Here is a 13,730-nt window from a genome sequence, read left to right on the forward strand (position 1 = left end):
CGTTTGTTACGGTCGTTTGGCTAAAAACAGTCGGGTTAGGGCCGGCACATCGAGCACCAGACAAACCTGTCCGCTACCCAGCAGCGTGACCCCGCCAAACAAGTCAATTTGATCCAGAGGCTTGCTCATCGGCTTGATGACAATGTCCTGCTGCCGCAGGAAACGGTCGACGATAAGGCCGAGCTTCCGGTTGTTGTAGTTTACGATGATGATGTCCTGCCGGCCGATAAGGGTGCTTTTGGTAGCCACGGACAGCGCGCCATCTTCCGCGCTGTGCAGCAGCTCGTGCAGGTTCACCACGGGTACGCTTTCGTTCAGCACCCGGGCCAGCAGTACCCCGCCCACAATGTGCATCTCATCGGGCCACAATGACACCACCGAATCGGTGTGCATGAGCGGAATGGCGTAGCTGCGGTTGGCTATTTCGAAGAGCAGCGCACCCTTTACGGCAATGGAAGTGGGCAGCACCAGGGCAAAGGTGGTACCCTGCCCCAGCACTGAGTCGACCCGGAGCTGCCCGCCGAGCGAGTCGATGGCCAGCTTCACCACGTCGAGGCCCACGCCGCGGCCGGAAATATCGGTTACCTCCTTGGCCATCGAAAAGCCGGGCTCGAACAGGAAGGCCCGCACCGAATCCGGATCCAGATGGCGGGCAACCTCGGCTGTCGCCAGGCCGCGCTCCACAATTTTTTTCCGCACGCTTTCCACGTCGATGCCGCGGCCGTCGTCAGTTACCTGGATCAGCACGTCGTCGCGCTCGGTCTGGGCCGACAGGGTCAGGTGGCCCTCGGCGGGCTTGCCCGCTTTCAGGCGCACTTCGGGCGTCTCCAGGCCGTGGCCGATGGCGTTGCGCACCAGGTGCAGCAGCGCATCGGTGATAATCTGCAGGATGTTGCGGTCAATCTGGATGTCCTGACCAATGATGGTCAGTTCCACATCTTTCTGCTCGGCCGTGGCCACATCGCGCACTACCCGGGGAAACTTGTTGAACAGGGAGCCCACGTTTACCAGCCGGGCATCCATCACGCTGTACTGCAGGTCGTCGGCAATGCGGAACAGGTGGGCGGCCGTGCTTTGCAGCGCGGGATGGCCGATTTCCTGGCTTAGGGTCATGATCCGGTCCCGGTCAATAATCAGCTCTCCGACCAGGTTCAGCAGATGATCCAGCTTTTTAATCTGGATGTATACCAGATCCGACAGCTCCAGCTTGCGGGTAGCATCTTCGTCGGTCGCGCTCTGGTCTTCTTCCAGCAACGGCTCTTCCCCATTCACCAGCCGCTCTAGGTTAGCCAGCAAGGCATCCGCATTGGCAGTTTCCTCGCCGTCGCCCACGGCCCGGATCATGCCACCCAGCGTATCGACGCCGGTGAAGAGCACGGGCACCAGCGAGCCTTCGAAGGCTCGCTCCTTGCTGCGGATAAACCCGAAAATGGTTTCCATGCGGTGGGCCACCTCCCCAATGTCGGCGTGGCCCATGGCGCGGGCGTTAGCCTTCAGGTTGTGCATGACCCGGAACAGCTCATGCAGAGCCTTTTCGTCGGTAGGGTCTTTCTCCAGCTCACTGATGTGCCGGCTCATGGCGTCGTAGTATTCCAACGCTTCCGCCATGAACATTTCGCGGTACTCCTGCTCCCGGGACTTCATCGTGCGACGATTTGGGAAAAGGATGGCACCAGCGTATTGCGGGTTGGGCGGACGGCCCCGACGCTACGGTTGAGATACTGCGGTATTTCTGCCAACGGCAGTACGGCGCTGGCCAGCCCCGCCTGAATAACCGATTTGGGCATCCCGAACACGGCTGAAGAAGCAGCGTCCTGCGCCAGAACGGTTCCTCCGGCCTGCTGAATGCGCTGGGCACCCAGCGTGCCGTCGGTGCCCAGGCCCGTCAGGATGACACCGGTGGTATAGCGCCCAAAGGCGCGCACGACCGACTTCATCAGCAGGTCAATCGACGGTTCATCGGAGGTGGGACTGGCATCGTGGGCTACCTCAGTTTGCCACGACAGCCAGGCGCCGTGCGTGCCGGGCCGGATAATCAGGTTCTGCCCACCGGGAGCAATAATGATGGTACCTCCCGTCAGCAAGGTGCCGGGCACCCCGGCAAGTACCGGCATGGTGGCCGCGCGCCGCACCCGCCCGACGAAAGAATCAGTGAAGTGCGCCGGCAGATGCACTGCTATGATAACTGTGGTATCGGGCAGAGGCTGCAAGGTGCGCACCAAGCTTTCCACTGCTTTGGTTCCCCCGGTTGAGCCCCCGATAACGACCACCCGGCGGGGTGGCATGGGCATGGTCGTGGGGCGGGGTGCAACTGTCACGGCAGCCTTCGGGCCGTTGCCTGAAGTCCGTACGGAGCGAATCTTGCGTAGCAGGTCCCGGCAGTAGTTTCCGTAGTCGGGATGATTGCGGCCCAGCAGCGGGTGGATATGGTCGAATACTCCCCAGCGGGCGGCTTCGCGCAGCATTCCGGCCAGGGGCGCGGCGCTGCTGTATAACAGTACGGGAACCGGCTGCTGCTGCGCCAGCTGCTCCAGGCCCAGCAGCTGGTTTTCTGCGGCTATCACCAGCCCCGGCCGAAGCCGGCGGGCCTGGGCTACCAGCTCGCCGGCTCCGGCCGCCGCGCCGACCACCCGCAGATCGGGCTCGGCATGCAGCAGCTTGGTCAACTCCATGCGCACCAAGGTGGGCAAGTCGCCGAGCAACAGGGTGAAAGGGGCAGAAAAATCGGACACTGAGTGGGGAAAACGCGCTGAAATCAGCGCTGCCGGCTGACTATCACAAGTCGGGCAGCGCAGGAAAGGCAGGTAGTTAGTCTTCGGTAGAACCTGCTTCTTCCGCAGCGTTCTGCAGGGCGCTGCCTACTATTTCCAGGACTTTCTCTTCCGAGAAGGGCTTCACGATGTACGCGGTAGCACCGCTTTCGAGGGCTTCGTTGACAATGATTTCCTGGCCTACGGCACTGCACATCACCACTTTCACATTCGGCTGTTCCTGCCGGATACCCTTCAGCACGTCCAATCCCGTGTTGTCGGGCAGAATTACATCCAGCGTAATGAGATCAGGCTTGGTGGCAGAAGCCATTTCCAGGGCCTGCTGGCCGTTGGCAGCTTCACCTACTACTTCGTAGCCGGCATCGGTAAGCATGTTCTTGAGCATCGTGCGCATGTAGAAGGAATCGTCTACGATGAGAATGCGGTTTTTCATAGGGTTGGGTCAGTGAAGCGAAATAAGGGAAAAGGAATTGCAGCGCAGCAATCAGGCTCTAGTACGGCCCTGAGCAGGGGAAGATTCTGATTTGGGCTGGAGCTGCATAATTTCCTCCGGGGTGAGCAGCTTGAGCATGTCGAGCACAATGATGATGCGCTCGTCTACTTTGGCAATGCCCTCGATGTATTTGTCGTGAATGTTGATGTCCTGGATGAACTCCGGGGCCTTTTCAATGATGGAAACCGGAATCGACAGCGGCTGCGGCACCTCGCGCACCACAATCCCGATGGTGTAGTCCTTGGCCTCGACGGCCAGCGTGTAGCTGACTCCCGTGACGGGCTCCCCGGCCGAGCGCAGCTTGAAGCGCTCCTCCAGGTCGATGATGGCAATGATATCACCGCGCAGGTTGGCAATGCCTTTGACGAACGGGGGAGTCTTGGGCATGCGGGCAATTTCCGGCGTCACCGTCACCTCCTTCACCTGCTCGATGCGAATACCATATTCCTCATCGCCAAGCCGGAACACGATCAGCTGAATCAGCTTATCCTGCTTTACTACCTTTTTCTCGCCGGTCGATTCTATTTCAGGCATTCCCAGGGGGGTTGAAAAGTAGTCCCTGGCCTTTTCGGGCATGGGACTACCTACGAAGAGTTATCGGATACTATTACTTGGCTTTATTTTTCGCCTGCGCCTTTGGGGCGGCTTTGCCATTGCTGGCGGCCGGGGCTGGGGCCGCGGCCGGCTTCGCCGCAGCACTGCGCCGCGCCGCCCGCTGACCGGCGGGAGCCTCCGTTTTGCTCCCGGAAGCACGGCTGGCGGCCGGGGCAGTCTCAGCGGTGGGTACCACGCCGCGCTGGCGGTTGGCGGCCGGAGTAGCCGCCGCCCGCTTCGCCGCCTCGCTACGGTTGGTAGCCACGGCTTTGCGGTTGGCAACCCGGCGCGAGGAGCTATCTGACACCGTCGGAGCGGCCGACGCCTGCTGGGCAGCGCGTTGGTTGCTCATCCGGCGCAGGGCTCCCCGACGCTCAGGCTCGGGCTCGGGCTCGGGCAGCATCTCCTCCACCAGCTGGAAGGCGGACAGCCCGACCTGCAGGTCGTCGGCAATGTCGGTCAGGTTCTGGCTGGAGGTGGTCAGCTCCTGCATCGAGGTCGAGAGCTGCTTGGCCGTGCTGGCTACCTGCTGGGTACCGGAGGCGGTTTGCTCGGCAATGGCTACTACTTCCTCCACGTACTTCACGACGTCGCCAATCGAGGTTTTCTGGACCTCGGTGGCCGTGAGAATGTCGCGGGAGGTGCGCAGCGTTTCGCCGCTGCTGGTGGCAATGTTCTTAAAGGCGCTGGAGGCTTCGAACGTAGCGTTCTTGCCTTTCAGTACCCGGCCTTCCATGGTCGAAATAGCGGTGGCGGCCGAGGTCGTATCTTTCTTTACGTCCTCTACCAGAGTGGCAATTTCGGAAGCCGACTTGCGGGAGCCTTCGGCCAGCTTGCGAATCTCTTCGGCTACTACGGCGAAGCCACGGCCGGCTTCCCCGGCGCGGGCGGCTTCGATGGCGGCGTTCAGAGCCAGCAGGTTGGTCTGGGAAGCAATGTCGGTGATGACGCCCAGCGACTTGCTGATTTCCTGCGAGCGGGTGCTCAGTACTTCGATGGTCTTGCTGGTCTGGGCGGCAGCATTGGAGATTTCCTCCATGTTCTTTACCACTTCCGCCACCGTTTTCAGACCCAGCTGCGAGGTTTGCTCCCCCAGAATAGCCGACTTGTTCACGATGTCGGCCTTGCCGGCCGTTTCCTTCGTGGCCTGCATGATTTCCTCAATCAGCTTAAAGGCCTGGTCGGTTTTCAAAGCCTGGTTTTGCGCGCCTTCAGCCATCTGCTGCATGGCCAAAGCCACGTCTACCGTAACCCGGCTCATTTCCTGGCCCTTGGCCGCCATTTCCTCCGACGACTCGCCCACAAACTGCGACGACTCGTTGATTTCGCCGAGCAGCTCGTTGAGGTTGTCTACGGCGATGTTCAGGGCGTTGGACATGGCCAGAATGTCGCCGGCGGTCTGGATTTCAACTTTCTGGGTCAGATCACCTTCCGAGATGGCCCGTACCACGCGCGATACTTCGAGTACCGGCGAGGCAATGGATTCGATCAGGTCGTTGAGCGTGTCCACGATTTCCTTCCACGAGCCCGATACGCCGCCGACCGTGGCACGTTCCGTCAGCTTGCCTTCTACCCCGGCTACTTTCGCCACGCGGCTTACTTCCAGAGCGAGGCGGTTCAGGTCGTCCACCATGCGGTTGATGGTGTCGGCCAGCTCGGCTACTTCGCCTTTGGCTTCCAGCTTCAGCTTCTGGGTCAGGTCACCTTTCGATACGCCCGTTACTACCTTCACAATGCCCCGCACCTGCGTGGTGAGGTTGGCGGCCATCGTGTTTACGTTGTCGGTGAGGTCTTTCCAAACGCCCGAGACGTTGGGCACGTTGGCCTGGCCGCCGAGGCGACCCTCGGTGCCTACTTCCTGCGCCACGCGGGTTACCTCGCCGGCAAAGATGTTGAGCGAGTCCACCATCCGGTTGATGTTGTCCTTCAAATCGAGCAGCTCGCCTTTGACGTCAACCGATACTTTCTGGCTGAGGTCGCCGCGGGCTACGGCGGTGGTTACGTTGGCAATGTCCCGTACCTGCGAGGTCAGGGAGGCCGCCATGGTGTTTACGTTGTCGGTGAGGTCTTTCCAGGTACCGCGCACGTTGGGCACCACGGCCTGACCGCCGAGCTTACCCTCGGTGCCTACCTCGCGGGCCACCCGGGTTACTTCGTCGCCGAACGTGTTCAGCGAGTCCACCATCTGGTTCAGGTTTTCCTTGAGCTGGAGCAGCTCACCACGCACATTTACCGTTACTTTCTGGCTCAGGTCGCCGCGGGCTACGGCGGTAGCCACGTTGGCAATGTCCCGTACCTGACTCGTCAGGTTGGAGGCCATCGTGTTTACGTTGTCCGTCAGATCCTTCCAGGTTCCCGATACGCTCGGCACGTTGGCCTGACCGCCCAGAATCCCTTCCGTACCTACTTCGCGGGCTACGCGGGTTACTTCGCCGGCGAAGATGTTGAGCGAGTCCACCATCTGATTCAGGATGTTCTTCAGGTCGAGAATCTCGCCGTTCACATTCACCGTCATCTTCTGGGTCAGGTCACCTTTGGCTACGGCAGTAGCTACGTTGGCAATGTCGCGCACCTGCAGCGTCAGGTTCGAGGCCATCGTATTTACGTTGTCCGTCAGCTCCTTCCAGGTGCCACCCACGCGGGGCACGTTGGCCTGGCCACCCAGCTTGCCCTCGGTGCCTACTTCGCGGGCTACCCGGGTCACTTCGTCGCCGAAGATGTTGAGCGAGTCCACCATCTGGTTCAGAATGTTCTTCAGCTCCAGGATTTCGCCCTTCACATTCACCGTCATCTTCTGGCTCAGGTCACCGCGGGCTACGGCGGTGGCCACGTTAGCAATGTCGCGTACCTGACTCGTCAGGTTGGAGGCCATGTAGTTTACGTTGTCGGTCAGCTCCTTCCACACGCCGGCCACGTTGGGCACGGAGGCCTGGCCGCCGAGCTTGCCCTCGGTGCCTACTTCCTGAGCCACGCGGGTCACTTCGCCCGCAAACAGGTTCAGCGAGTCCACCATCTGGTTCAGGTTCTGCTTCAGCAAGAGAAGCTCCCCTTTAACGTCAACCGTAATTTTCTGGCTCAGGTCACCGCGGGCTACGGCGGTAGCTACGTTGGCAATATCGCGCACCTGAAGGGTCAGGTTCGAGGCCATGTAGTTTACGTTGTCCGTCAGTTCCTTCCACACGCCGGCCACGCTGGGCACGGAGGCCTGGCCGCCGAGGCGACCTTCGGTGCCTACTTCCTGGGCCACGCGCGTTACCTCGCCCGCAAACAGGTTCAGCGAGTCCACCATCTGGTTCAGGTTCTGCTTCAGCAAGAGAAGCTCCCCTTTAACGTCAACCGTAATCTTCTGCGACAAGTCGCCTTTGGCTACGGCCGTGGCTACGTTGGCAATGTCGCGCACCTGACTCGTCAGGTTCGAGGCCATGTAGTTTACGTTGTCGGTCAGCTCCTTCCACACGCCGGCCACGTTGGGCACGGAGGCCTGGCCGCCGAGCTTGCCCTCGGTGCCTACTTCCTGAGCCACGCGGGTTACTTCGCCCGCAAACAGGTTCAGCGAGTCCACCATCTGGTTCAGGTTCTGCTTGAGCTGCAGCAGCTCCCCCTTGACATCGACGGTAACTTTCTGGCTCAGGTCACCTTTGGCTACGGCGGTAGCCACGTTGGCAATGTCGCGTACCTGACTGGTCAGGTTGGCGGCCATCGTGTTTACGTTGTCCGTCAACTGCTTCCATACGCCGCCCACGTTGGGCACGGAGGCCTGGCCGCCGAGCTTGCCCTCGGTGCCTACTTCCTGGGCCACGCGGGTTACTTCGCCCGCAAACAGGTTCAGGTTGTCGATGGTCTTGTTGATGGTTTCGGCCATTACCTTGAAGTCCCCCGACACCGGAATCTGGAAGGTTTCGTCCAGATTGCCCTTGCTGATGTTCTTGAGTACTTTGCCTACTTCCAATACCGGCACGGCGATGCTGTCCACCAGGCCGTTGATATTGTTGATCATGTCGCGCCAGAAGCCCGACGCGTTTTCGGCCGAAGCCCGCGCTTTCAGGTTGCCCTCTACCCCGGCCACCTTCGAAATGCGTGATACCTCTCCCCCTACGCCGCCGATCATCTCTACCATCGAGTTGTAGGCTTCGGCAATCTCGGCGAAGATGTCGTCGTTCTGCTTGGTCAGGCGCACCGACACGTCCCCTTTTTTGAAGGCGTCGAGGGCGTAGAGCACCCGGTTGAGCTGATCGTTGACGTAGTCGGCTTCCTGGCTGTCCTCCGAACCCCGGCCACTGCCCCGTTTTCGGGTGATGTCGGAGCTGGTGCGGGCCCCGGCGGGCCGCAGCAGCGGAGCTTTATCGTAGGCCGCGGACGGGGCAGGCGTCGCGGAGGCAGATGTCTCGGGAGCGGCAGTTTCCGGAGAGTCAGTATTCTTGGTAGTCTTACCTGAAGCCATACTAAGGGGATGGGTTGCGAAGCCTGGGAGAAGAAGGCATTGCGATAAACCAGGAACCGCCATCAAGCGGTTCCTAGACTTACAAAGGTAATAAATACCGCCTCTTCCCACGCATACGTCTGCAAATATGAAAATACTTTACAAAATGTCATTGTGTGAACCACTTGCGTAGCTTGCGGCGTTAAAAAAGCCCTTGCGCCGCTATTTGCTGGGCTGATGACTCACCGGATAATTGCCGGCCGGGACGTAGCTGCGCCGGATTATTCCGGCATCTTTGCGGCAAAATTCAACTTTTGCATTGCTTCGGGCGTTTCCAAGCAAAACCCACCCTCCCCCCGCTCCCTACTACCTTATAATGGTAAAAAATCTAGTCATCGTCGAGTCACCGGCCAAAGCCAAAACCATCGAAGGGTATTTAGGCAAGGACTATATCGTAAAGTCCAGCTTCGGTCACGTTCGGGATTTGCCGAAGGACAACAATGCCATTGACATTGCCAATGGCTTCAAGCCCACCTACGTGGTTTCGCCCGATAAGCGCGAAATCATTGCCCAGCTGAAGAAGCTGGCCAAGGAAGCCGAAACGGTGTGGCTGGCCAGTGACGATGACCGGGAGGGCGAAGCCATTTCCTGGCACCTGGCCGAGACGCTGAACCTGAACAGCGCCAAAACCCGGCGCATCGTGTTCCGCGAAATCACCAAGAACGCCATCCTGACCGCCATTGAGAACCCGCGGGAAATTGATCTGAACCTGGTCAATGCCCAGCAGGCCCGCCGCGTGCTCGACCGGCTCGTGGGCTTTGAGCTGAGCCCGGTGCTGTGGAAAAAAGTGAAGACCGGCCTTTCCGCCGGCCGCGTGCAGAGCGTGGCCGTGCGCTTCGTGGTGGAGCGGGAACGGGAAATAAACCAGCATAAGTCGTCGTCGGCCTACCGCGTCACGGCCCGCTTCGATGCCGGCCGCGGGGCGGTGCTGGAGGCCGAGCTGCCCACGCGCTTCAAGACCCAGCCGGAGGCCCAGGAGTTTCTGGCCCGCTGCGTGGGCGCCACTTACAAGATTGAGGATCTGGAGAAAAAGCCCGGCAAGCGCAGCCCCGCGCCGCCCTTCACCACCTCTACCCTGCAGCAAGAAGCTTCGCGCAAGCTCGGCTTCTCGGTAGCGCAGACCATGAGCGTGGCCCAGAAGCTCTACGAGGCCGGTAAGATCAGCTACATGCGGACCGACTCGGTGAACTTGAGCCAGGACGCGCTGGTGGCCGCGAAGGCCGAAATCAGCAGCGCCTACGGCCCCGAGTACGCCCACACCCGCCACTTCAAAACCAAGTCGGCCTCGGCCCAGGAAGCCCACGAAGCCATCCGCCCCACCGACTTTGCCCTGCTCAAAGCCGGCTCCGACTCGCAGGAGCAGCGCCTCTATGATTTGATCCGCAAGCGGGCCATGGCCTCGCAGATGGCCGACGCCACCATTGAGCGCACGGTGGCTACTATCGGTATCAGCACCCAGCCCGGCACGCCGCTCACGGCCTCGGGCGAAGTCATTACGTTTGAGGGCTTTCTGAAAGTCTACAGCGAGTCGAAAGACGAGGAGACGGTGGATGATGAAGCCACCACCGAGTCGTCGTTTTCGCGGGGGCTGCCGCCGCTGAGCCTGGAGCAGAACCTGCCCCTGCAGCTGCTGCGCGCCACCGAGCGGTTTGCCTCGCCGGCGGCCCGCTACACGGAAGCTTCCCTGGTAAAAAAGCTGGAGGAAATGGGCATCGGCCGGCCGTCGACCTACGCGCCCACCATCAGCACGATTCAGAAGCGGGGCTACGTGGAAAAAGACACCCGGGAAGGCAAGGAGCGCAAGTTTCACGTGCTCACCCTGGACGGCACCGAGGTGAAGACGGAAGCCAAAACCGAAACCTACGGGGCCGACAAGGCCAAGCTGTTTCCGACCGATACGGCCATGGTCGTCAACGACTTCCTGGTCGAGCACTTCCCCATCATTATCGACTACCAGTTCACGGCCAAGGTGGAGGGCGAGTTTGACCTGATTGCCAACGGCCAGGAGCAGTGGGGCAAGATGCTGGGCGACTTCTACGGGGCCTTCCACGAAACCATCGAGCGGGGCCAGGACATTGAGCGCAGCACGCTGGGCAGCACCCGCGAAATCGGGCTGCACCCCGAAACCGGGCAGAAGCTCACCGCCCGCCTGGGCCGCTATGGTCCCTACGTGCAGATTGAGCCCAAGGAAGGCGCGCCGGAAGATGAGAAAGCCGTGTACGCCAGCCTGCGCAAAGGGCAGTTCATTGAGAACATCACCCTGGAGGAAGCCCTGGACCTGTTTAAGCTGCCGCGCATCGTGGGTCAGTTCGAAGACAAGGACATGACGGCTTCCCTGGGCCGGTTCGGGCCCTATATCCGCCACGACAGCAAGTTCTTTTCGCTCACCAAGGAGCAGGACCCGCATACCATCACGGCGGATGAGGGCGTGACGCTGATTGAAACCAAGCGCAAAACCGACGCCGAGCGACTGATCAAAAGCTTCCCCGAGCGGGAGGACATCCAGGTGCTGAACGGCCGTTTCGGTCCTTACATCGTGGTGGGCAAGAAGAACGTAAAGATTCCGAAAGGCGAAGAGCCGGCCGACCTGACGCTGGCCCGCTGCATCGAGCTGGGCGACGCGACGCCGGACAAGCCGGCCAAGGGCGGACGCTTCGCCAAGAAGGCAGTGCCCGCCGCGGAGGACGCGGCCGATAAGCCGGCCAAGAAAAAGCCGGCCGCCAAGAAACCGGCGGCCAAAAAGCCCGCGGCTAAGAAGGCAGCCGGCACCACCGCCAAAAAGGCCGCCGTAAAAGCGAAGTAACAAGCTGACTCAATCCAGTCAGAAGGGCTCCAATTTTCGAATTGGAGCCCTTTTTTACTTTACCGGAACGCTCAACTTTAAGATAGCCGAACAGAAATATACCGCTGCCGGGCGCGTTATGAGCCGAGTTGATTTTTATTATCCGGCCGATGAAATACTATGCTGCCCTGTTGCTGCTCACGTCCAGTCCCCTTCCCCAGGCCAGGCCAACGGCCACCGGCGCGCTACCACCTGCCCCCCCGGTAGCGGCAGGCATTGCCAACCGCTACGCCTGGCTCCCCGCCGGCACCTACGACGCGCGCCGGAGCGTAGCGGCCCGGTTTGCCCCGCCGCGGGGCTGCCGGCGGGTGGCAGTGGCCCCGGGCTCTTTTGGGCACTGGCTCCGGTATCTGCCCCTGCTGCCCGCGGGCACGGCGGTGCATCTGTACGACGGCACGCGCAAGGAACGGCAGGACGTGCACGCGGCCGTGGTCAAGCTGGACGTCGGCCGCCAGGATTTGCAGCAGTGCGCCGATGCCGTCATCCGGCTGCGGGCCGAGTACCTGTTTGCGCAGGACCCGGCGCTGGTGCATTTTCACCTGACCAGCGGCGACGACATCCGGTTTGCCGACTGGTACGGCGGCCGGGGCTTCCGGGTGCGGGGGTCCGTGGTGGAACCCGTTTCGCGCCCGCCGCAGCCGCCCACCCACGCCGTTTTCCGGCAGTACCTCGACCGGATTTTCACCTACGCCGGCACGTTGTCCCTGGCCCGGGAGCTGCTGCCCGTGCTGCTGACTGACGTGCAGCCCGGCGACGTGCTGGTTTATGGCGGCTCCCCGGGCCACGCCGTCATCGTGCTCGACGTGGCCGAGCACGCTGCTACCGGCCGGCGCTACGTGCTGCTGGCCCAGAGCTACATGCCCGCCCAGCAGCTACACGTGCTGCGCAACGAAGGAGGCGACGCGGCCCTGGGCGCCTGGTTTGCAGTAAGCCCGCAGGAAAAGCGCTTCCACACCCCGGAATGGACCTTTGGCAGCAATGAGCTGATGCGTTTCTGACAGTGCGGCCGGCTTATTACTTTGCCGCCGGCGGGGCGTCTTGCTGCTTTCGTTGCTGCCCGGCCTCCCGGCAGTATCTTGGTCCCTAGTATTCCAGTACCCATGAAAAAGAAACTAGTAGCGCTGACCGGCGCCGGCATCAGCGCCGAAAGCGGCCTGGCCACCTTCCGCGGCTCCGATGGGCTTTGGGAAGGGCATCGGGTAGAAGACGTGGCCTCCCCCGAAGGCTGGGCCCGCAACCCGGCGCTGGTGCTGGATTTCTACAACCAGCGCCGCGCCGCCGCCCGCGCTGCCCACCCCAACGCCGGCCACCGGGCGCTGGCCGCGCTGGAAAAAGAATTTGAAGTCGTCATCATCACCCAGAACGTGGACGACCTGCACGAGCGCGCCGGCTCCAGCCGTGTCATTCACCTGCACGGCAAGCTGTTCGAGGCGCGCAGCACCCACGACGAAAAGCTGGTGTACCCCATGACCGGCGACACGATAAACCTGGGCGACACCTGCGAGAAAGGCCACCAGCTGCGCCCCAACATCGTGTGGTTTGGCGAGCAGGTCCCCCTGATGGAGCTGGCAGCGGAGCAGGCCGCCACCGCCGACGTGTTTATGGTCATCGGCACCTCCCTGCAGGTGTACCCGGCCGCGGGTCTGGTCCATTTTGCGCCGCCGGGCTGTCCGGTCTACATCATCGACCCCAATCAGCCGCCGCTGTCGGCCCGGCCCAACGTGCAGTTCATTACGGAGCCCGCCTCGACCGGCGTGCCACGCGTCGCCGCGCTGCTGCGGCGCTAGCACCTGCTGGCACCGATTGCGGCCTCAACTCCGGGCCCGGGCCGCTGTTGCTGTCCGGGCTTAGCCATGGATGAGGAGGGGATGAGAGGCCGGTCAGCGGGCTGGGGAAAAGCTGATACTGGCTAAACTGGTGTAAATTAACCTACTCATTTTTCGCTTCCGACTTATCTCCCTACCCACATGGCTTCCATTTTCGGACACGTGGCGCTGGGCGTCACGCTGGGCAAGCTCTTGTTGCCCGACCCGCGGTACTTGCGCTACTGGCTGCTGGCCGCCGCCTGCGCCTTTCTGCCCGATATCGACGTGCTGGGCTTCAAGCTGCACGTGCCGTACGCCAGCCTGTGGGGCCACCGCGGCCTGACGCACTCGTTGCTGGCGGCGGCAGTAGTGGCCTCCGGGGCCGTTGGTATCGGGCATCTAGCGCGCCGCCGGGCCGGGCCGCCGCCGGGCCGGCTGTGGCTGCTGCTGTTTCTGGCCACGGCTTCGCACGGCGTGCTCGACGCCATGACTACCGGCGGGCTGGGCGTGGCCTTCTTCAGCCCCTTCTGGCCGGAGCGCTACTTTTTTGGCTTCTGCCCCATTGAAGTGTCGCCCATCGGGGTCCGTAACTTTGTGGGTTCCACGGTGTGGCGGGTGCTGCAAAGCGAAGCCATCTGGGTAGTGCTGCCCTGCGCCGTTCTGCTCACGCTGCAGCGGTTTTTCGGTTCTCCGGCCAGCGCCGGGCGCTAACCGCATGGACCACGGCCGGGTTTCCTGCGTAAGG

9 protein-coding genes are annotated in these 13,730 nt (G+C 61.7%); 4 read left to right on the forward strand and 5 right to left on the reverse strand.

All coding sequences use genetic code 11. From position 1 onward, the window contains the following. Positions 1 to 6: 6 nt before the first annotated feature. From ABD842_RS05825 to ABD842_RS05845, 5 genes are all read right to left on the reverse strand, one after another. On the reverse strand, positions 7 to 1,644 hold the full coding sequence (locus ABD842_RS05825; RefSeq protein WP_345111347.1) for a chemotaxis protein CheA: 1,638 nt from the start codon (positions 1,642 to 1,644) through the stop codon (positions 7 to 9). Beyond that, positions 1,641 to 2,732, reverse strand: coding sequence for a chemotaxis protein CheB (locus tag ABD842_RS05830; RefSeq protein ID WP_345111349.1), 1,092 nt, complete (start codon positions 2,730 to 2,732; stop codon positions 1,641 to 1,643). The genes ABD842_RS05825 and ABD842_RS05830 overlap by 4 nt, the downstream gene beginning before the upstream one ends. A 76-nt stretch (positions 2,733 to 2,808) precedes the next feature. Continuing rightward, positions 2,809 to 3,204, reverse strand: a complete 396-nt coding sequence (locus tag ABD842_RS05835; RefSeq protein WP_345111351.1) for a response regulator — start codon at positions 3,202 to 3,204, stop codon at positions 2,809 to 2,811. Positions 3,205 to 3,255: 51 nt separating this feature from the next. Next, entirely contained in the window at positions 3,256 to 3,798 is a 543-nt protein-coding gene (locus ABD842_RS05840; RefSeq protein WP_345111354.1) for a chemotaxis protein CheW, read from the reverse strand. A gap of 73 nt (positions 3,799 to 3,871) precedes the next feature. Then, complete coding sequence (locus tag ABD842_RS05845) at positions 3,872 to 8,299, reverse strand: HAMP domain-containing protein (RefSeq protein WP_345111356.1); 4,428 nt, start codon at positions 8,297 to 8,299, stop codon at positions 3,872 to 3,874. Between the two features lie 355 nt (positions 8,300 to 8,654). Here ABD842_RS05845 and topA point away from each other — a divergent pair, with 355 nt between their 5' ends. The 4 genes from topA to ABD842_RS05865 all read left to right on the forward strand — a co-directional run bounded on the left by topA (position 8,655) and on the right by ABD842_RS05865 (position 13,696). Then, positions 8,655 to 11,141, forward strand: a complete 2,487-nt coding sequence (gene topA / locus ABD842_RS05850) for a type I DNA topoisomerase (protein ID WP_345111359.1) — start codon at positions 8,655 to 8,657, stop codon at positions 11,139 to 11,141. A 149-nt stretch (positions 11,142 to 11,290) separates the two neighbouring features. Next, positions 11,291 to 12,178 carry a DUF4846 domain-containing protein gene (locus ABD842_RS05855; protein ID WP_345111362.1) on the forward strand — a complete coding sequence of 296 codons (888 nt, stop codon included), beginning with the start codon at positions 11,291 to 11,293 and terminating at the stop codon, positions 12,176 to 12,178. Positions 12,179 to 12,280: 102 nt separating this feature from the next. Further along, the gene (locus ABD842_RS05860; protein ID WP_345111365.1) at positions 12,281 to 12,967 is read left to right on the forward strand and encodes an SIR2 family NAD-dependent protein deacylase; all 687 of its coding nucleotides are present in this window, start codon (positions 12,281 to 12,283) and stop codon (positions 12,965 to 12,967) included. Positions 12,968 to 13,147: 180 nt separating this feature from the next. Continuing rightward, positions 13,148 to 13,696, forward strand: coding sequence for a metal-dependent hydrolase (locus ABD842_RS05865; protein ID WP_345111368.1), 549 nt, complete (start codon positions 13,148 to 13,150; stop codon positions 13,694 to 13,696). Positions 13,697 to 13,730 lie beyond the last annotated feature (34 nt).

Origin of the sequence: Hymenobacter algoricola, assembly GCF_039539525.1 — a bacterium.
Taxonomy (GTDB): Bacteria; Bacteroidota; Bacteroidia; order Cytophagales; family Hymenobacteraceae; genus Hymenobacter; species Hymenobacter algoricola.